We start from the raw sequence: 20,685 nt of genomic DNA on the forward strand, positions 1-20,685 counted from the left end.
GCCCCGCACCGAATCCGCCCCCCCCAAACTAAACGCCTCGTAGGGCGCCATCCGCCCCACAATCGTCCCCGCCTGCACATTCAACGCCACCACATCGGTCTTATCCCGTTGAAAAGGCAGAAGTTTGGCCGGGAGGTAGTAGCTGTACCCCAGGCGGAAGCGGCTCTGGGAAATACTCCCCGACCCCACCGGCAGCGCCTGGCTGTACCCCGCCCGGAACAGCCACCCGCGGGTCGGGTCGGTCGGACTATCCCGCTCGTCTTTAGCCACCCCCAGATTCACCTGCAACAGGTCATCAATCCCCCTGCGGCTGGCGGCCAGTTGGTTGCCAAATTCATCCACCGGCGACACCCGGTTGTTCCCATCCACAAGCGACACCCGCTGGTAACTTAACCCCACCGTCCCCCGCCAATTTCCCGGAAACGGGCGGCTAAAATCAATCGTCGCCCCCAAACGGTTAATCCGCGGCGAATCCCCGTTGGGCAAATCCACCTCCCGCTCCCCACCGCTGTAAACATACGAAAAGGCCAAGCGATTAAACACACTGGCCGCCAAAGACGTGCGCCCCGGGTCAAAGGCCAGCCAGGGGTCCCGGAAATTCACATCAAACAAAATATCCCGTTCCCCCCCCTGGATATTGGCCGTCAGGGTTTGGCGGCGCCCCCCCAAATTCCGCTCCGTGTAGCCCAAGGTGCCAAAAAAGCCCGTGGCCGTACTGTAGCCCGCCCCAAAATTAATCGAACCCGTGCGCGCCTCCACCACCCGCAACACCACCACCGCCTTGCGCGGGTCCTCTGCCGGTTCCAAATTCAGCTTCACATCCTCAAAAATGCCCAGCCCAAACAGGGTTTGCAAATCCGCCTGCGCCTTTTTCTCGTTGAACACATCCCCAGGCCGCTGCTGCAATTCCCGCAGAATAATATAGGGCTTGGTTTTCCCCTTGACCTTTTCATCCTTGGCATTCAGGTACTCGATGCGAATATCCGCAATCACCCCTTCGGCCACCTCCAGGGTCACCACCCCATCTGGCTCCACCTGGGGACTCCCCACCACCTGCCCCAAAGGATAGTTGTTCTTCCTATACCATTCGTTGATCTGCTGAATCCCCTGCTGGAGACTGCGGAAATTCAACACCTCCCCATACAAAGGCGTAAACACCGCATCCGCCACCGCCGGCGGCAACACCTTAATCCCCACCAAATTCACCCGCTTGAGCACCGGGTTGGGTTGCACTACAAAGCGAATCCGCACCCCCAAAGGCGTATCCTCCGGCGTGGCCTGCACATTTTGAAACCAACCCGTGGCAAACACCGCATCAATATCCCGCTGCAACTGGCTGCGCGTGGTGGTAAAGCCAGGGCGGGTGCGAATGGCCGCATACACCGCATCCAGCAACGGCCCTTCTGCCCCTTCTACCAAAACTTCCGCCACCAACACCCGCGGCTCCGGTTCCGGGGATTCCTGGGGCGTCGCCTGCGCCACTTGCCGGCGTACCACCGCTGGCTTTGGCTGCGGCGCCATCTCCACCCTGCCATCCGGGAGCTGCTCGGCCCCAGCCGGAAAACCGGGAACCACCGCCGTCAGCAAACCCGCCGTTACCACCCAGGAGCGCATACCACACCACACGATTAAAGGAGCACAAACCAAGCCGGTGGCCTTACTGCCGGGTCACCCGTTCCAAGACCAGCCGGTAGGCCGATTCAACCTCACCCAGGTCATGGCGGAAGCGGTCTTTGTCCACCACCCGCCGCACCGGGTCAGTTTCCTGGGCCAACCACAGCCGACAGGTATCCGGGCTGATTTCATCGGCCAAACGTACCCGCCCGTCGGCATCCCGGCCAAACTCCAGCTTGAAGTCTATCAGCAGAATACCGCATTCGGCGAAAAACCGACACAGATGGTCGTTAATCTGTTGCGCCATTGCCGTCAGCGTTTGCACCTCAGCAGGAGTGGCCAGATGCAGCAGCCGCAGGCGGTCGGGGGTGAGCAACGGGTCGCCCAGCCCATCGTTTTTGTAATAAAACTCCACCAGGGGGGGGTCCAATACCAACCCCAAAGGCAAACCGGTTTCCCGACAAAGGCTGCCTGCGGCCCGATTGCGCACCACGACTTCCAAAGCAAACATTTGCAAAGCCTGCACTTCCATCACGTTGGGGGCTGTTTGCCGCACAAAATGGGTGGGGATGCCCTGTTGGGCCAGAAACTGAAATAGATGACTGCTGATGGTGCAGTTGATTTCCCCTTTGCCCCGAATTTCCCCCCGTTTTTGGGCGTTAAAGGCCGTGGCCTCGTCCTTGAAAAACACCTGCCAAATACCCGGTGTGGCCGTAGGGGTGAGGATTTTCGCTTTACCTTCGTAAGGCGTACCAGCAATTAACGCAGCGTGGGACATTAGCACCCAAAAGCGCACCCACTCCCATTATGACACGGTGGGGTTGCGTGATCTCGGTAATGCTAATGATAAGATAACAAAGATTCTTCAGCCGGTCGGTGGCTTTGCCTTTTTAGGGAGAAGCATCAGGAGTAAATGGTGGATAAAACCTTGCGCACATACCCATAAGTTCCGGGCTTGGCGGGAATGAACGACCGAGAACTGAGAGCGCCTATCGTTGGGAATGGCATCCATTCCTCCGGCCAGGCATGGCCCTAAAAAAATGATTTGGACAGCATTACTCACGATGGGATGGCTCCTCCCCAACCAACCCCCTTTTGCACCCAGGAAAAACAACTTTAATAACTTTCCCGCCACCCCACCGCCAGGGCAAAATAAGGTAAGCACGCACAACAGGACCCCATGACTCCCCCCGATTTGGCGCGCACCGGCTTGACCCCCCAGGAATACACCTGGATTTGTGAGCAATTGCGCCGTCCCCCCAACCCCCTGGAACTGGCGATGTTTGGGGTGATGTGGTCTGAACATTGTTGCTACAAAAATTCCAAGCCCCTCCTGCGGCAATTGCCCACCCAGGGGCCGCAGGTGGTGGTGGGGCCGGGGGAAAACGCAGGCGTGGTGGACCTCGGCGGCGTGTATCTGGCCTTTAAGGTGGAATCCCACAACCATCCTTCTGCCGTCGAGCCGTTTCAAGGGGCAGCCACCGGCGTCGGCGGCATTCTGCGCGACATTTTTGCCCTGGGGGCGCGCCCGATTGCCCTGCTTAACTCCCTGCGCTTTGGCGACCTGAACCTGCCTCGCAACCGGGCTTTGCTTAGCGGGGTTGTCGCCGGGATCAGCCACTACGGCAATTGCGTGGGCGTGCCGACGGTTGGGGGTGAGGTGTACTGCGACCCGGTGTACAACGGCAACCCCTTGGTCAATGTCATGGCCTTGGGCGTTCTGCCCACCCCGCAGGTGATGCCCGCTGCGGCCCAGGGGGTCGGCAATCCGGTAGTGTACGTAGGGGCAACGACCGGGCGCGATGGCATTGGCGGCGCCAGCTTTGCCAGTGCGGAATTGGCCGCCGATACCCAGGCGCAACGTCCGGCGGTGCAGGTGGGCGACCCCTTCTTGGAAAAATGCCTGATCGAAGCCTGTCTCGAAGCCTTTGCCACGGGCGCGGTGGTGGCCTGCCAGGACATGGGGGCTGCCGGATTGACCTGCGCCACCTCGGAAATGGCTGCCAAAGGGGGCGTGGGCATTCGCCTGGATTTGACGGCGATTCCGGTGCGCGAAACCGGGATGCAACCCGGGGAACTGCTGCTTTCGGAATCCCAGGAACGGATGCTGTTAGTGGTCGAACAGGGCCGGGAAGCAGAAATTCTGCCGATTTTTCACCGCTGGGGCCTAGAGGCGGTCGTTGTCGGGGAAGTGATTGCCGAACCCGAAGTACAGATTATTTACAAACAGCAGATGGTGGCCCAGATTCCCGCCGCGGCCTTGACCAAGCACACGCCCATCTATACGCGCGAGGTATTGCCGGAGCCGCCCCCCGCGACGCAAACCCACTGGCAGTGGCAACCGGCATCCTTACCCCCAGCAACAGCCACCGGCATTTTGGGGCGCAGTTGGAATGATATTGTCCTAACGCTTCTTGACCAGCCCAACCTGGGGAGCAAACGCTGGATTTATCGCCAGTACGACCAGCAGGTGCAAAACAACACCGTGCTTCTGCCGGGTGTCGCCGACGCGGCGGTCGTGCGGGTGCGGGGGCATTTGGGCGTAGCCGCGACGATGGATGGGAATGGCCGCTGGGTTTGGCTCGACCCGGAACGGGGGGCAATGGCGATTGTGGCCGAAGCCGCCCGGAATCTCAGTTGTGTGGGGGCAGAACCCCTGGCGGTGACCGACAACCTCAACTTTGGCGCCCCGGAAAAGCCGGAAATTTACTGGCAATTGGCGATGGCCTGTCGGGGGTTGGCAACCGCCTGTCGGGCGCTGGGCACACCGGTTACCGGCGGCAACGTTTCCCTGTACAACGAAACCCAGGGGCAGGCGATTTACCCCACCCCGGTTGTCGGCATGGTCGGGCGGGTGGCAGACATTCGCCGTCGCTGTACGATGCAATGGCAGGCAGGACAATGTTTGTACCTTTTGGGCGTCCCCTGGGGGCAAGACTCCCCAACGGTCGGCATAGGGGGTTCTGAGTACCTCGCGGCAATTCACCATCTGGTCACAGGTCGTCCGCCGGCGGTGGATTTGGCCCAGGAACAACAGGTACAGCGCGTCTGTCGCACAGGTATTGCCCAGGGATGGATTCAAGCAGCGCACGATGTAAGCGACGGGGGTGTTTTGATTGCCTTGGCAGAGATGGCAATGGCCGGGAATTGCGGCGTACAAATTACTGTCAATGTAGTGCCGGAAACCCGTTGGGACGAATTTTTCTTTGCCGAGGGAGGCAGTCGGATTTGGGTGACGGTTGCCCCGACGTACCGCTCGGTTTGGGAACGCTATCTTGGGGAAGAGCTGCCGGGGGCTTGGGGGTTTTGGGGCATTACGGGCGGCGATGCCCTGGTGATTCAGAACGCCCATGACCTCCTTGTGCACCTGTCCGTTGCCGATTTACACCATGCTTGGGCTAATGCCTTGCCCCGTCGTCTGGAACCATCTCCCCTGCCTGCCGTCTTCTAAACACATCTTTGCCAACCCATTGACAAATGCAAACAAAAGCCTATAAAAATTAACAACTAAAGTTGCGATCAATGTCGTTATAATCAAGCAACAGTAACTTGGACCAATTGGGGGGTAACGACAATGGGAGCAATTACCAGAATTGCACCGGTTGTCCTAGCAATTAGTGTCTTCGGGGCGACGGGTTGTAATCTTTTCAGGAATACTTCTCCCGAAGCGAGTCCTGGTGTCTTGCAAGAGCAAAGCGGCGATAATCCCATTACTATTGGCGTGCAAGGCGTAGAGCGAAGCGATACCGACCCCTTGGAGTTATTTCAAAATCCCCAAATCAGAAAAGAAATCAATCTCACTGATGAACAGGCCACCAAAATTAAAGGTATTAGCGACCAATTTCGGCAACGGGTGCGTGCTCTGGTTTCCGGCCTCAAACTAGGGCAAATGGAGCCAGAAGAACGAGAGAAAAAGCTCGATCAAATCAAAGGCGAACTGGAAAAAGAAGTAGGCGTAGCTCGCAATGAAGTTGGTAAAGTCCTCACGCCAGAGCAACTGAAACGTTTCAAAGAAATCACGCTACAAATCTATGGTTTTGGCATTCTTTCCTATGAGCACTTCATTCAAGAATTAAAACTTACGCCAGAGCAACAGGCCAAACTGAAGAAATTGCGGGATGATACCTGGGCCAAGATGCGTATTAATTTGAAGGTTCCCCAAAAAGGATCAGACAACAGGCAAGTTATTGCTGCGAATCGGAAACGGATGGATCAAATTCTGCAAGAAAGTAATGCCAAGGCCCTGGCCATTTTAACCCCAGAGCAGCAAAAAATACTGGAAACGCTCAAGGGGAAAAAGTTTGAATTTGTTCCCCCTCGACCGAGCTAAATAGTTATTGGCTGGGGATTGCAATTGTGTGATGAGGAACCAAAATGTACGCATTCGCTGAACCAACTGAGCGAATTTTGGGGCGCCCATTGCCGGAGTTAATCGATGCCGATGGCGAACTCCAGCAAGAGTTATTTGCCCAAGCCCGTTGGGTGCGCCAACAGCATCAGATGGATCAAGTGCATTTGCGGGGTGTTATCGAAATCTCCAATTTCTGTCAAAAGAACTGTAATTACTGTGCCATGCGGGCCGCAAATCACAACCTAGAACGCTACCGGTTATCGGCGGCAGAAATTTTAGACATTGCAGCGCAGATTCACCGTTTGGGCATTGGTACGTTGTTTTTGCAGGCGGGTCAAGACCCCCAATGTGATGCCATTTTGCAGGAAGTGATCCCCGCTGCCAAACGGCAATTCGGTTTGCATATTTTGCTGTGTTTGGGAGAGTATCCTCGCGCGACCTATGAGCGGTGGCGGGCGTTGGGAGCTGATTCCTATATCCTCAAATTTGAAACCTCAGACCCGGCGATTTATCGGCAGATTGCCCATACCCCCTTGACTCGCCGTTTGCAATGTCTCCGTTGGCTGCAAGAAATCGGGTTTCAGGTGGGAACAGGAAACATTGTGGGGCTACCTGGCCAAACGTTGGCTACGCTCGTGCGGGATATTTTGTTGATCCAAGAAATTCAGCCTGATTTTGCCAGTGCATCCCCATTCATTCCCAATGAAAATACGCCTTTTGCCGGTGAAGCAGCCGGGAGTGTACGACGCACCCTAAATATCATGGCTATTTTTCGTATTTTGTTTCCCCAAGCATTAATTCCCAGCGTTAGCGCCCTCGAAAAATTAGAACCCGGCGGTCAATTGGCGGGGTTAAATGCAGGGGCCAATGTGATTACGATTAACTTCACACCGCCCCAGTTTCGCCGGAACTATGCCATTTATTCGCAGGAGCGTTTTGTGGTGAGTTTAGCGCATGCGAGAACGACTATTCAACAGGCCGGTATGACGGTACGACCGGTGGCGGTTTAGGAAGGGATTTTCTGGTAAGGACGGGCATGAAATTTTTGCGGTCATTGCGTTGGTGGCTTGTGGGTTTGATAGCTTTGGGAATCCTGGGGATTGCCCACCGTTGGGTGCGACTCCCATGGGTGACCCCCTACGTAGCCATCACTTCGCCCATGTCGTTGATTCATGTGGGGACTAGCGACTCTTTTGCCATTACACCTGAGGGGATTCGCGCGGGACGATATGTGTTGGAAATGCTTGAAAATAACAGTCGGTCGGCCGCGCAAAAAGCCATTGAGATTTACAACCAGATTATTCCCAGGGAAAACTATGGGGGAGAATACACGGCGCTTCGTTGGTTTGCCCGGCTATTTTTGATGTCTGAGAGGGAAAAGCAAAAAGCCTTACAAGACCCTTTTGTAGCCAGTTTTTATGACTTTTTTGCGGCCAATAATTTTGCCAATCTCAAAGAATATATCAAGCGCAAATATCTTCTGCAACACTACGAAGACCAATTGACGGAAGCCGGTCGCAATCGCACGGCTTTTCTAGAGGATTTTATATTGTTCAACAATCCGGCCCGTGAGGAATGGGAAAAAAGCAGTAAAATTCTCGCGGTACTGCCTATTGCAGCCGGGCAAACGGTCGCGGATATTGGCAGCGGACCAGGTTATTACAGCGTTCGCTTTAGCGAAAAAGTAGGGCCAACGGGTCGGGTTTATAGCGTTGATATAGTACAGCAGCATTTGGATTACATTAATCGCTATGTTCAGAAACAAAAGATTAAAAATATCACCACAATAAACAACTACCCAGGGACGACCATTGGTCTGGAAGGAAAACAGGTGGATTTGGTCTTTATGTGCTCTTTATATCACAATATCTACGGTATGAGTACGGCTCCGGAGCGGGATAGTTTTGTGCAAAGTATCAAAGCGGCCCTGAAACCTGGAGGTAAATTGGTGGTTGTGGACAATGGCCTTGTGGAGCCAGGACAATTGCCGTATCATGGTCCGTATATCGCCAAGGAATTGATTATCCATCAACTGCGCTTTTATGGTTTTAAGCTCACGCAGGAGTATGCTTTTATCCCCCAACGCTACGTATTAATTTTTGAGCCAGTTTAACTCCTGAATCTGAAGTTTCTCTGCGAGATTCTCTCAAGTTTGGCAGTTTATGATATATCTAAGGATAGCGCTTGTTTACCTTGAAGTACTTTGAAGGGGGTAACATCATGTCTGTGGTGCAGTCATCCCGATACACGGAGCATATCAACGAACGTCTGGCGCAGTACAAGCATTTGCAGTCCTTAGGTTTAATTGTGCGGTCTGGGGATTTTTTCCCGTCTGTGCATTATCCGCCAATTACCATGTATGCACCACTTACCCCGGAGGAATTATTAGCAACCTACACACCGCCGGCCGATGGGAAATTTGATATTTATGCCCATGTGCCTTTTTGTCGGCAACGGTGTCTTTTTTGCCATTATCCGGTACAACTGGGTGAGCGCAGTGCCGAAAAAGACCAATATCTGTCAGCCTTGGCTCAGGAGATGGATATTTACATGGAACGGTTGGGTTATAGCCGCCTCAAGGCTCGTTCCATTCTCGTAGGCGGCGGCACACCGACCTATCTATCGCTAGACCAATTAAAGAGATTTCTACAGATTTTAGATAGCCGCCTTGATCTTAGTGAATGCACCCAATATAACTATGATGTTGACCCGCTGACTCTAATTGGTAAAGAGGGCAATGAACGCCTGCAAATGCTGCGGGATTACGGGGTCAATCGCCTGACAATTGGCGTGCAATCCTTGAACCCGGCGACGCTAAAATTAATGAATCGGCATCACGGACCAGAACAGGCCTTAGAGGCGATTCATGATGCTCTCAAATTTGGTTTTCAGGTAAATATCGAGTTCATTTTCGGTTATTTGGGGCAAACTTTAGAGGATTGGATTGCTGTCCTGGAGCAGGCAGTGGGTTTGGGGGCACATGAAATTCAGCTATACCGTCTGAAATTTGAAGCCTATGGAGATTTTCAAGGGCCGATTAAGTACCAGCGGGAACGACATCCTGAATTGGTGCCTACGGTGGAAGAAACCTTGGCAATGAAACAGGCAGCCATTAATGTTCTCAATGCGCACGGTTATCGGGAAAACCTGCGGCGGGTATTTTCGAAAAAACCGGAACATTATTCCCACTATGCGGACAATCAATGCTGTGGTTTATTGGATCAATTGGGGTTTGGTTTGACGGCATTTAGTAGTTTGCGGGATCGGTTTGGTTTGAACACGCAAAATTTTGATGAATATTACCGGATGATTGCCGACCGTCGCTTGCCGGTGAATCGGGGATTGGTTCGTAATTTGGAGGCGCAAATTCGCTGGGCGATTGTCTTGCCTTTGAAGAACCGGCGGGTGTGGAAACGCTATTTCCAACAAGTGACAGGCTGTTCTTTGGATGAGGTATTTCAACCTAAGATTGCTGCCTTGAAAAAATATGGTTTACTGATGGAGGATGAAGAAAAAATTGAATTGACAACTTTGGGTGCTTTTTTTGCTGATGAAGTAGCCCATCAATTTCATCATCCAGCATATATTCCTTTCCCAGCGACCGAGTATGCCGATGGGGAGCTAAATCCATACCGCCATCCTGAGGTTTGGAGTGGCAGTCATGGCTGATGAAACCGTTGTCGTTACCGATACATCTGTTGTCTGTGGGCAACCAGAAATTGAAATCAATAATCAGGGAGAAGTTATTCGGTTTCAATTGACCGAGCCACAGCATATTTTGGGGCGGGCGCCGCGCAAATCTCCCCCGGAAGGTTTGCTTGTGCCTGAGCATTGGGTGCATGTCAGCCGGGTACAGGCAACCCTGCGGCGAACAGGCGACCATTACACCATTTATGATGGGGATGGGCAAACTCCGAGTATGAATCGCCTGTTTATCAACCATGCCATTATCACACCGGCTCAGGGACATCTACTACAGCCGGGGGACGAAATTCGTATTGGCATGGACCCGAAAACGGCAATTACGATTACCTATCATTACCCTTCTGTTCAACTGAAACCCAGCGTCCCCGAAAAACGTTCCCTATCTTTGAAAGGGCGTACCTCGGTGATTTTAGGGCGCAGTCAGGAGGCTGATTTCCAACTGGATGCCCCAACGGTTTCCCGCTCCCATGCGGTGATTTTCCGCGACCCTCAAGGACGCTATACCATTCGCGATTGCAGTGTCAATGGGGTTTTTGTCAATGGCAAAAAGGTGGTGACTACTGCCCCTTTGCATGTTGGGGATGTGATCACAATTGGCCCCTATCGGTTGGTCTTGCAACGAGACCAATTGGTGTTATCCGACCAGGGGGACCGGATTCGTTTGGATGCTAAGGATTTGGCAAAGGTAGTTCCGGGGAAAAAAGGTCAAAAAATTCGTATCCTGAACGATATTTCGCTGGTGATTGAACCGGGGCAGTTTGTGGCTTTGGTGGGGGGGAGTGGGGCAGGCAAGTCAACGTTGATGAAAAGTTTATTGGGGATTGAGGCGGTCAGTCAGGGTTCGGTATATCTCAATGGGGATGATCTACACAAGTATTTCAATATCTACCGGAGCATCATTGGCTATGTACCCCAAAGTGATATTGTCCACACAAATTTAACCGTCAAAGAAGTTCTCTACTATGCGGCCAAGCTGCGTTTACCCAAGGATGTGGATATCCAGGAAATCATCCAAAGAGTGATGCAGCAGGTGGAGTTAACGGAGCGGCAGGATACATTGGTGCGGAATTTGAGTGGGGGACAACTCAAGCGGGTGAGTATTGGGGTGGAATTGTTGTCCGATCCCAAGTTGTTTTTCCTTGATGAACCCACTTCGGGACTCGACCCTGGCCTAGATAAAAAAATTATGCAGTTGTTGCGGAAATTGGCAGACCAAGGGCGCACGATCATTCTCGTCACCCATGCCACGGCCAATGTGAATCTATGTGACCGGTTGGTGTTTATGGGGTTGGGGGGGAATTTATGTTACTTTGGGCCACCGCAGGAGGCAACCTCATTTTTTGGTCTCGAACAGCAGGATTTTGCCGATATTTACATCAAATTGGAAACCCGTGAAGCAGTAGCGCAGGAAGCAGAGCGATTTCGCCGGTCGGAGTTGTATCGCACTTATATCCAAGAACGACTGATCGGCCAGGTGAATGAACAGCCTTTTCAGCCCGAAAAAGTGCGGGCTTCGTTTTGGCGACAGTTGTGGGTGTTGGTGCAGCGCTATGGGCAACTGTTGCGGCGCGACCCGGTATATTTATTTCTCTCTTTGGCAACTGCTCCTTTGGGAATTGTGTTAATTCGCTTGGCGGTGCAAACCGAAAATCCCTTTGTGGGGGCGCCGGATTATGTTTTGGCTTCTTTGGCGCGGCGGGTAATTTTTGTGATTGTCTGTGCGGCGTTGTGGGCAGGATTTGCCAGTTCGTTGCAGGAAATTGTCAAGGAATCGGCGATTTATTTGCGGGAACGGTTGGTGAATTTGGGACTGCTTGCCTATTTGAGTTCTAAGTTCGTGACGCTGGGGGGCTTGGCAATTTTACAAAGTTTACTGATTACCGCTGTGATCCTGCTTGGGTTTCGTTGGCCGCCGGGATTGTGCGGGTCTGATCCCTTGTGTTTTCCCAACTATTTCCCTTGGCCTTTGGGCGTATTCATTACCATTTTTTTGACGATTCTGACCTCGGTTGGCCTGGGGCTGATGGTATCGGCGATGGTGCGCAATCCGGCCCAGGCAAATAGTGCGCTCCCTCTACTTTTGCTCCCCCAGATTGTTTTTGCGGGGATTTTGTTTGACCTGGGCGACCGGGGGCGCTGGGTTTCCTGGTTGATGATCAGTCGCTGGGCGGCGGGGGCGTTGGGGGCGTTGGCGGATGTGAATTCGTTGGTGCCGGGGATACCCGAAGGTACAGACCCAGAGCGTATTCCCATCCAAGAGATGCCGATGTTTGCGGCTACCTTGGCCAATCTGGGCTTAAATTGGGCGATTTTGCTGTTGCATACGCTGGTGTATTTGGGCATCACGCTTTGGGTGCAAAAACGCAAGGATATTTACTAGCAAGCTGGATGCCCTGCGTCAGGGACCGGGGCGGAAATGGCACAATAGAGCATGACTGTGACTGGATGTGGCCATGACCGATACCCCTGTCAGCCGTCTGCGGAACTTTTGCATCATTGCCCACATTGACCACGGCAAGTCCACCCTGGCGGACCGGTTGCTCCAGGTGACCGGGACGGTGGACCAGCGGCAGATGCGGGAGCAGTTCCTGGATAATATGGATTTGGAGCGGGAACGGGGGATTACCATTAAGCTGCAAGCGGCGCGCATGAATTATCAGGCCAAAGATGGGCAAACCTATGTTTTGAACCTGATTGATACGCCTGGTCATGTGGATTTTTCCTATGAAGTTTCCCGCTCGCTGGCGGCCTGTGAAGGGGCTTTGTTGGTGGTTGACGCCTCCCAAGGGGTGGAAGCGCAAACCCTGGCGAATGTGTACATGGCTTTGGAACATGATTTAGAGATTATTCCGGTGATTAATAAGATTGATTTGCCGGGGGCAAATCCTGCACGGGTGAAACAGGAAATTGAGGATGTCATTGGTTTGGATTGCTCCCAGGCAATTTTGGCTTCGGCCAAAGAGGGCATTGGCATTGAGGATATTTTGGAAGCGGTGGTGCAGCGGATTCCCCCACCCCCAGACCGCCGGGATCGGCCCCTGCGGGCGTTGATTTTTGATAGTTATTACGACTCCTATCGGGGAGTGGTGGTGTATTTGCGGGTGATGGATGGGGGGGTCAAAAAAGGCGACCGGATTCGTTTGATGATGGCCGGCAAAGAGTACGAGGTGGATGAATTGGGGGTGATGTCGCCCCACCAGGTGCCTGTGGCGGATTTGCAAGCGGGGGAGGTGGGCTATCTGACGGCGGCGATCAAGGCGGTGGAGGATGCGCGGGTGGGGGATACGATTACCTTGGCGGATGCGCCTGCTGCCGAGCCATTGCCGGGCTACAAAGAGGCCAAACCGATGGTGTTTTGTGGGTTGTTTCCCATCAATGCCGATGATTATGCGGACCTGCGGGATGCCCTGGCCAAGTTGAAATTAAACGATGCGGCGTTGCACTACGAACCGGAAACTTCCGCGGCGATGGGGATGGGGTTTCGCTGCGGTTTTTTGGGGCTGTTGCACATGGAAATTGTCCAGGAACGGCTGGAGCGGGAATACCATTTGGACCTGGTGGTGACGGCGCCCTCGGTGGTCTATCGGGTGACGTTAAACGATAATTCGGTGATTGAAATTGACAACCCAGGGGATTTGCCCGGTCCCAACGAACGTCGCCAAATTGAAGAACCCTACGTGCGGGTGGAAATGATTACGCCGGAGGCCTATGTAGGGACGTTGATGGAGTTGGCGCAATCGCGGCGGGGGGAATTTCAGGATATGCGGTATCTCACCCCAGAACGCGCGGTGTTGGTCTATGAAATTCCCTTGTCAGAGGTGGTCACGGACTTTTTTGACCAGATGAAATCCCGCTCGCGGGGCTATGCCAGTATGGAGTATCAATGGGCGGGGTATCGTCCCAACGATTTGGTGAAGTTGGATATTTTGATTAACGAGGAGCCGGCGGATGCCCTGGCCACGATTGTGCATCGGGACAAGGCCTACCAGGTGGGGCGGGCGTTGGTGCAAAAATTGAAGGAGTTGATTCCCCGGCATCAGTTCCGGGTGCCGATTCAGGCGGCCATTGGCAGTCGGGTGATTGCCAGCGAATCCATTGCCCCCTTGCGGAAAAATGTGTTGGCCAAGTGTTACGGCGGGGATGTGACCCGCAAACGCAAGCTTTTGGAAAAGCAAAAGGAGGGGAAAAAACGCATGAAAGCCCTGGGTAAGGTGGATGTGCCGCAGGAAGCCTTTATGGCGGTGTTGAAACTCACAAGTGACTGACCCTTGCCGGGAGTTCCCCAGGGCGGCTATCCTGAGGGAGGAAGACCGAGTTTGCCCCATGCCGTACCAGCGCATCCTCCTGAAACTGAGTGGTGAAGCCCTGATGGGTCAGCTTAACTATGGCATTGACCCAGAGGTGGTCAAGGGTATTGCCCGTGAAATTGCCGATGTGGTGGCCGATGGGGTGCAAACGGCGATTGTGGTGGGCGGGGGGAATATCTTCCGGGGGGTGAAAGGGGCTGCTGCCGGGATGGACCGGGCCACAGCAGATTATATTGGTATGCTGGCGACGGTGATGAACGCCATGACGTTGCAGGATGCCCTGGAGCAGATCGGTGTGCCCACGCGGGTCCAAACGGCGATTTCCATGCAGGAGGTGGCAGAACCCTACATTCGCAGGCGGGCAATTCGGCATTTGGAGAAGGGGCGGGTGGTGATTTTTGCCGCCGGTTCGGGGAATCCCTTTTTCACCACCGATACGACGGCAGCCCTGCGGGCCGCAGAAATTGATGCAGAAGTGGTGTTCAAGGCGACTAAGGTGGATGGGGTGTACGACGACGACCCGAAAGTGAACCCCAGCGCCCGGCGGTATGAGTGTCTCAGTTATAGCTACGTGCTCAGTCAGGGCTTGCAGGTGATGGACGGCACCGCCATTACCCTCTGCCGGGAGAACAATATCCCCATCATTGTGTTTGACCTGTCGGTGGTGGGCAATATCCGGCGGGCCGTGCGGGGCGAACGGATTGGCACGATTGTCGGAGGTTACTGTGAAACTAAGTGAACTGGAAGCCAAGATGCAACAAACCCTGGAGGCAACCCAGCGCGCCTTTAATACCGTCCGTACCGGTAGGGCCAATGCCTCCCTCCTTGACCGGGTGATGGTGGATTATTACAATGTCCCGACGCCCTTGCGCTCCCTAGCCAATATCACCACGCCGGATGCCAGCACCATTTTGATCCAACCCTACGACCGCAGCACGTTGGGGTTAATTGAAAAAGCCATCAGCACTTCGGATGTGGGGTTGACGCCCAACAACGACGGCACGCACATTCGCCTGAACATTCCCCCCTTGACGGCAGAGCGCCGCAAAGAACTGGTCAAGATGGTGAACAAATTGGCGGAAGAGGGCAAGGTGGCCCTGCGCAACCTCCGCCGGGATGCGGTCGAACAGGTGCGCAAACAGGAAAAGACCGCCGAATTGTCCAAGGATGAAGCGTTCAGTTTGCAAGAATCCATTCAAAAACTGACGGATAAATACATTGCCAAGATTGAGGAGATGACCCAGGCGAAAGAAAAAGAGATTATGACGGTTTAGGGTGGGGGTTTACTTCTAACCAGGCCATGACTTGGGCGGTCAATTCGCGGGGATAAATTAACCAGGCGCGGGTCTGGGTGTGGCTAAGCGAGCGCACCAGGGGGGAAAGTTCGGTAATGTCTTGGATGCCCTGGGCGGTCTGTACCTTGATGCCCTTGTCGTAGAGGGTGTAGCCGCGGATCGAACGCTGGTATAGACCGCAGTAATAGCGTCCATCCCATCCCAATTTCTGCACCGCCTGTTGGGTTTGGGCGAGTAATTGTTGTTGTTCTGGTTCGGAATAGGGGGTGATTTCGATGATTTTGAATAAATTGCGTTGTAAAAACCGCTGACATAAATCTGCTAAGATGGTATCTTCGGCTTCGGCCCAGCGGTGGATGTGGTAGTTCAAAACGTCGTCATCGGTGGCCAAGTAATCGGGGAGGTGCAAACGGTCAATGGGTTGGGTCAACCACCGGTGCATGGTCGGGTCGCAGTAGAGTTGGGCAAGTGATAATTTGGCCCGTTCGATCAGACGGCAGAGCATCCACGTCGCGGCAATGTTTTTGCGATGGTTATAGACTTGGATGTACATGAAATAGCGCACGACCAAATAGTGTTCAATTGCGGCCAAACTTTTGGGATGGACGACCAACTCCCCTTGCATCGGGTCGTAGTCAATGGCCGCCAGAATTCGGTCTAAATCCAATCGCCCATAGGCAGCGCCTGTGAGATAACTATCCCGCATCAGGTAGTCCAGGCGGTCACAATCCAACTGCCCCGACACCCACTGACAGACAAAGGGCAAAGGGTACTGGTTTTGGTAAACTTGCAAAAGGTGGTTCACCAAATCGGGGGCAAATTCATCTAAAAGGCAGCGGATTTGGGGGTCATTGCCCAAAATGTTGCGGGTCCACACCTCATGGTGAAATTGGAACATTTCTTCCCCGGTGTGGCTGTAGGGGCCATGCCCCAAATCGTGCAACAGAGCCGCCACCAGAACCACGGCGCGATGAGGGCGTAATTCGGGGTAGTTTTTTTGCAGGCGGTCAAATACCTGCCGCGCCACCCACAACACCCCCAGCGAGTGGGTAAAGCGCGACCCTTCTGCCCCGTGAAAGGTGAAACTGGCCGCCCCCAATTGCCGCACCCGCCGCAGGCGTTGAAAAGCCGCGGTATCAATCAAACGAATCAGTAAATCTTCCACCGGGTCCCGCCGGTCGAGGGTAATGGCCCCATGCACCGGGTCATGGTACGTCCGGGTATGTCCCATGGCCTTTCATCGGTATATTGAGAATCAACCGGCTCCCTTGGTTTCATGGTAGCGTGACGTACTCCCGCCTTCATGCTGATTCAAGGACTACGTCCCGCTAGCGCGAACGGGCGGATTAGCTAAAGCCGTTTGCACCCCCCAAAATCCCATGCGTTTGACGAATGCACCCTTTTACCGACGTGGCGATGGCCCAGGGGCCTGTCTGCTGATTCACGGCTTGGGCGGCGGGGTGTACGAACTGCAACCCCTAGGGGAACGGTTGCACCAACAGGGCTGGACGGTGCGGGGCATGAATCTTCCCGGCCATGACCAACCCGCCCCCCAGATGCCTGCTTCCACCTGGCCCCAGTGGTTTGCCTGTGTCCAGCAGGAATACCAACAGTTGCGGCAAAACCATACCCACGTGGCGGTGGTGGGCTTTTCCACAGGGGGATTGTTGGCGCTTTATCTGGCCAGTCGCGTCCCCTTGGCGCGGCTGGTGCTGTTGGCCCCCTTTTTGGGGATGTCCTGGTGGCTGTATCCCCTGCTTTATAGCGTCGGCTATGCCGTGCCTAGTCTGCCCCGTCAGGGCCTGCCCATTGCCGACCCGGAAATGGCTGCCCAAGCCTGGCAGGTCTGTTTCTTTCGGGATTTCAATTTGTCGGCGGTGCGCAGTGCCTTGGAATTACAAGGTATGGTCAAGAACTGCCTGCCGCAGATAACCGTACCTACCCTCATCATCCAGTCCCGTGCCGACCGGGTGGTGGACCCGGAGGCGTCTTGGCAGGGCTTTCAACACCTAGGCAGCCCAGAAAAACAATTTCACTGGCTCACCGATTGCAATCACATCATTACCTTGGACCGCCAGCGGGCACAGGTAGAGCAGCTAGTGGCGGATTTTTTGCGGTTGCCGACGGCGCCACTGCCGGAGTAACGCCCGCACCTGGTGCTGATAATCCCGCCAGGCCGCCCGACTCAGGGATTGGCCGCCAAAGCGCACATCCATATAAGTTTCCACCAGGTGTACGGCCACGTCACGAGCAGGCACATCACTCTGGCGCAGGGCCAGCAACACCGCCATTGGCCCCATATCCGGGGTAACTGCCACCCCCTGTTGCGGCAATTCATCCCGCAGTTGGAGATACAAACGCGAAATCGCCGGTATCCTTCCTGACGGCTGTCCCCAATGGAGATAACGCGCCAAAAAATAAGCCACAGCCGGGGCCATGCCCCCCAGACCTGCGCCCCAGGTCGCCGCCAAGGGTTGCGCCACCCAGCCGGTAAACCCCACCAGCCCCACCAGCCCTACCCCATCGCGTGCCCGCAGCGACCGCCCCCGACTGCCATAGCCCCAGGCGCCCCCTACGCCTGTGAGCACCAGCACCACCCCCAGGCGCAGGCCATGTCGTTGCCACCAGGTTTGCCAATCGCTCAAAGGGGATGGACGATTCCCCGCAGGCGAGAGCCACGACTGCACCGCCTTTAGCCCTTCCATCTGGGTATCTAAGTTGTACTCCAGCACGTACTTATTCCAGCGAAACCGCAGGGCATCGTACAAATCCGACCACCAGTTCCCCACCGGCGGCAGCGCACCCGGCGGCGTCGGGTCAAACGTCACCCAGCCATACCCGGCAAAAGGCACTTCCACCCAACTGTGGGCATTGGCCGCCAGCACCGCAAGATAGCGGTCGTAGGTGTTCCAGCGTCCCCCCAAATACCCATTCACCAAACGCGCGGGAATGCCAATACTGCGCAGCATCACCGTCATCGCCGTGGCAAAGTATTCGCAATGCCCCCGCCGATGGGTGAACAAAAATGCATCCAAAGGCGGTTCCGCCCCAGGGTCGGGCAGGTCGAGGGTGTAGGTGAAATTGCGGCGCAGATAGTCCTCAATCGCCTGCACCTTGTCAAAATAGGTTGGCGCCGTGCGGGTCAGTTCGCGCGCCAATTCCCGAATTTTCGGGTTCACCTCCGGCGGCAACTGCAAATAGAGGTCGTTGGGGAACTGTTCCTGCACCTGCTGCAACGTCAGCCGCTCATCCACCCGCCGCAGGTCGTTGCCACTGGGAAAGACCGGGCGGCTCCAGGCCGTGTACTGATACCCCACATCCCCCGTGTAGTTGTAATACACATCGCCGGTACGGGTAACAAACACCGAACGCCCCCACTGGCGGATCAACCGGGCGCGGTCTTGCTGGCCCCCCAACTGCCCCACCTGCACCCGCACCCGCTGCACCATTGCCGGCAATTTCACCCGATAGAGGGGGTTCAGGGCAAACAACACCTGGTGGGGCGACGGTTCCAGATAAATATCCTGGCGAATCAGGGAGAGATGCGGCGCCGGTCGTTGCAACTCCACCACCTGGTCTGGTTGGGCAGATTGCAACTGCCCCTCCCTGAGGGTACGCACCCAGGCCTGGCCGTCGTAGCGGTCAAAACTCACCCCCCGCCAATACAGCGGCATAATCTCCGGCGGACGTCCTTCGGGAAATTCCACCCGCATCACCACCTGGGTATCCCGATTCAACCGGCCATGTTCCCCAATCGTCACCTGCTCGGCAAACCCCTGGGTGGTTTCCCGCTGCCCTACCCCCCGCCCAAAAAAGCCCAGCCCAATCCGGGGGAACAGGAAAAACAACCCCACCGACAGCACAAACGTGGCCACCGCCACCCAAAACAGCGCCAGCATCATCGTGCCGCCAAACACCCGTGATTGCGCTGCCGCCTTGGGATGATTGCGCACCTGCACCCGCAGATGGTAGAGGGTAAAATTCATCACCCCCAAAATCACATACAGGGCAAACAACAACCCAAACAGGATGTCATCCGTATAGACCGTCGTGGCCGCCAACAGCAAAAACGACAGCGCCATGGCCTGGTTGTAATCCTCCGGGCGTTCCCGCTGAAACAGTTTCGCCAGCGCCAGATACAGCAACAAATACAAAGACGCATCCAAAGGGTTGGCCTGCAGGACCACCGTTGCCAGCACCAAAACCACCAACACCGCCACCGTCAGGGGCATCCACAGGCGGGCATACCGCTCCCACCGTATCCGGGGGGGTTCCCAAAACCAGCTCACCACCCCCAACAGGAGAAACAAAACCAATGCCACCGGGTGAACGGCCTTAGCAACCGCAACCGCCGCCAAACTGACGCCCACCAGTGCATAGGTACAAATTTTGTGGGTGGTGGTGAGGTGCCAATTCATCCGGGGTAGGACGTGGGGTTGTCTCTAATTTAATCCATGCACCCAGCCCTATGCCCGCACACCTTGCCAACCGCACAAAAAATTGCCGGGGTAGGTAGCGGGAAACCGGAGATTTCCAGAAGTGGTTATTTGTGGTGATGGAACGTGAACCGGCCAGGGGACGGCACGGCTGCATCCAGATCGGATTGGCAAAAGATATGGGAAACGCCGATTGGCCAAGCACCGCTACATGGAGCCGGAATTCTCTTGGTCGGGGGTTTGCTCAGCTTTTTGCCGATTGGCGCACCTTTCCTGCAGTTGGGTATCTTTGGTCAATTCTGCCGCCCGACACAAGTCGGCGTTGCCCTGTTCGGTACGTCCCAGGGCGAAATAGGCAATCGCACGGTGGCGCAACAGCACAGGGTTATTTCCATCGCTTTCCAAAACCTTGGTCAAGTCCTGCACCGCCTCCCGATATTCCCCCAATTTTAGGTAGGCAATTCCCCGTTGTTCATAGGCCGGCAGGTAGTCCGGGCGCAGTTTGATGACCTGGTTCATTTTCTGTACGGCTTCGGTAGGGCGACCCTGTTTGAGCGCCAATACCCCTTCCTCATAGACCTTGTTGGCATCCGGGGCGCAACCGGCCACCCCCAATACCACCAGCCAACCCAGCAGTTTCCGTCCATTCATACCCAACTCCCGGTCACTCCCGCTACGTTACCCCTGAATCGCCAACAGCCGGGAGTCCCGCAGCCGTTGCAACCACTGGTCTAAATACGCTTCATTCGCCCGGCGCTCCTGGGGGTCGGTACTGGTCAACGGATAGGGCGCCAGGGCCTGGATGGCCGCCGTCGTCACGCAAAACATAGACTTTTGGAACGACTCGCAGATTTTCACCCGCACATCTCCCAAACCCCGCGGCGTCTGCTGGTAACGCTGGCGCAATTCCGCCGGTAGGTAGTGGCGCATATCCTGCATCAGCAAAGTGGGCGGAATCCCCGCCCCCCCAATCGGCA

16 protein-coding genes are annotated in these 20,685 nt (G+C 55.1%); 10 read left to right on the plus strand and 6 right to left on the minus strand.

Annotated features, from left to right (window positions below; all coding sequences use genetic code 11):
• Both ACWISF_RS08810 and purC read right to left on the minus strand, forming a co-directional pair.
• On the minus strand, nt 1-1,614 hold a 1,614-nt coding region (locus ACWISF_RS08810), incomplete at its 3' end, for a BamA/TamA family outer membrane protein (protein WP_448381217.1).
• A 43-nt stretch (nt 1,615-1,657) separates the two neighbouring features.
• The gene (purC, locus tag ACWISF_RS08815) at nt 1,658-2,392 is read right to left on the minus strand and encodes a phosphoribosylaminoimidazolesuccinocarboxamide synthase (RefSeq protein ID WP_448381218.1); all 735 of its coding nucleotides are present in this window, start codon (nt 2,390-2,392) and stop codon (nt 1,658-1,660) included.
• A gap of 402 nt (nt 2,393-2,794) precedes the next feature.
• On the opposite strand from purC, the gene purL reads away from it, so the two are divergent.
• The 9 genes from purL (at nt 2,795) to frr (ending at nt 15,251) form a co-directional block, all read left to right on the plus strand.
• Nucleotides 2,795-5,065 (plus strand): phosphoribosylformylglycinamidine synthase subunit PurL, encoded by a 2,271-nt coding sequence (purL, locus tag ACWISF_RS08820; RefSeq protein ID WP_448381219.1) that lies wholly within the window; start codon nt 2,795-2,797, stop codon nt 5,063-5,065.
• A gap of 123 nt (nt 5,066-5,188) precedes the next feature.
• A complete protein-coding gene (locus ACWISF_RS08825; protein WP_448381220.1) occupies nt 5,189-5,944 on the plus strand; it encodes a Spy/CpxP family protein refolding chaperone in 756 nt (251 codons plus the stop codon).
• A 77-nt stretch (nt 5,945-6,021) separates the two neighbouring features.
• Nucleotides 6,022-6,975: a [FeFe] hydrogenase H-cluster radical SAM maturase HydE gene (gene hydE, locus ACWISF_RS08830; RefSeq protein ID WP_448381221.1), complete on the plus strand. Its 954-nt coding sequence runs from the start codon at nt 6,022-6,024 to the stop codon at nt 6,973-6,975.
• Between the two features lie 26 nt (nt 6,976-7,001).
• Entirely contained in the window at nt 7,002-8,078 is a 1,077-nt protein-coding gene (locus ACWISF_RS08835; RefSeq protein ID WP_448381222.1) for a class I SAM-dependent methyltransferase, read from the plus strand.
• A 107-nt stretch (nt 8,079-8,185) separates the two neighbouring features.
• Nucleotides 8,186-9,634 carry a coproporphyrinogen-III oxidase family protein gene (locus ACWISF_RS08840; RefSeq protein ID WP_448381223.1) on the plus strand — a complete coding sequence of 483 codons (1,449 nt, stop codon included), beginning with the start codon at nt 8,186-8,188 and terminating at the stop codon, nt 9,632-9,634.
• The gene (locus ACWISF_RS08845) at nt 9,627-12,050 is read left to right on the plus strand and encodes an ATP-binding cassette domain-containing protein (protein WP_448381224.1); all 2,424 of its coding nucleotides are present in this window, start codon (nt 9,627-9,629) and stop codon (nt 12,048-12,050) included. The genes ACWISF_RS08840 and ACWISF_RS08845 overlap by 8 nt, the downstream gene beginning before the upstream one ends.
• Before the next feature lie 73 nt (nt 12,051-12,123).
• Nucleotides 12,124-13,935: a translation elongation factor 4 gene (gene lepA, locus ACWISF_RS08850; protein ID WP_448381225.1), complete on the plus strand. Its 1,812-nt coding sequence runs from the start codon at nt 12,124-12,126 to the stop codon at nt 13,933-13,935.
• Nucleotides 13,936-13,993: 58 nt separating this feature from the next.
• On the plus strand, nt 13,994-14,716 hold the full coding sequence (gene pyrH, locus ACWISF_RS08855; protein WP_448381226.1) for a UMP kinase: 723 nt from the start codon (nt 13,994-13,996) through the stop codon (nt 14,714-14,716).
• Nucleotides 14,703-15,251, plus strand: a complete 549-nt coding sequence (gene frr, locus ACWISF_RS08860) for a ribosome recycling factor (protein ID WP_448381227.1) — start codon at nt 14,703-14,705, stop codon at nt 15,249-15,251. The genes pyrH and frr overlap by 14 nt, the downstream gene beginning before the upstream one ends.
• Here the strand turns inward: frr and ACWISF_RS08865 are convergent.
• Complete coding sequence (locus tag ACWISF_RS08865; protein ID WP_448381228.1) at nt 15,238-16,503, minus strand: HD domain-containing protein; 1,266 nt, start codon at nt 16,501-16,503, stop codon at nt 15,238-15,240. The two genes, frr and ACWISF_RS08865, sit on opposite strands and share 14 nt — an antisense overlap.
• A 148-nt stretch (nt 16,504-16,651) precedes the next feature.
• Between ACWISF_RS08865 and ACWISF_RS08870 the strand changes: the two genes are divergently transcribed.
• On the plus strand, nt 16,652-17,416 hold the full coding sequence (locus ACWISF_RS08870) for an alpha/beta hydrolase (protein WP_448381229.1): 765 nt from the start codon (nt 16,652-16,654) through the stop codon (nt 17,414-17,416).
• Here ACWISF_RS08870 and ACWISF_RS08875 read toward each other — a convergent pair.
• The 3 genes from ACWISF_RS08875 to ACWISF_RS08885 form a co-directional block, all read right to left on the minus strand.
• Complete coding sequence (locus ACWISF_RS08875; protein WP_448381230.1) at nt 17,369-19,690, minus strand: transglutaminase TgpA family protein; 2,322 nt, start codon at nt 19,688-19,690, stop codon at nt 17,369-17,371. The two genes, ACWISF_RS08870 and ACWISF_RS08875, sit on opposite strands and share 48 nt — an antisense overlap.
• 225 nt (nt 19,691-19,915) lie before the next feature.
• Complete coding sequence (locus tag ACWISF_RS08880) at nt 19,916-20,359, minus strand: tetratricopeptide repeat protein (RefSeq protein ID WP_448381231.1); 444 nt, start codon at nt 20,357-20,359, stop codon at nt 19,916-19,918.
• A 27-nt stretch (nt 20,360-20,386) separates the two neighbouring features.
• Nucleotides 20,387-20,685, minus strand: a 299-nt coding sequence (locus ACWISF_RS08885) for a CO2 hydration protein (protein WP_448381232.1), incomplete at its 5' end; no start/stop codon positions are given.

Source organism: Gloeomargarita sp. (assembly GCF_053491055.1).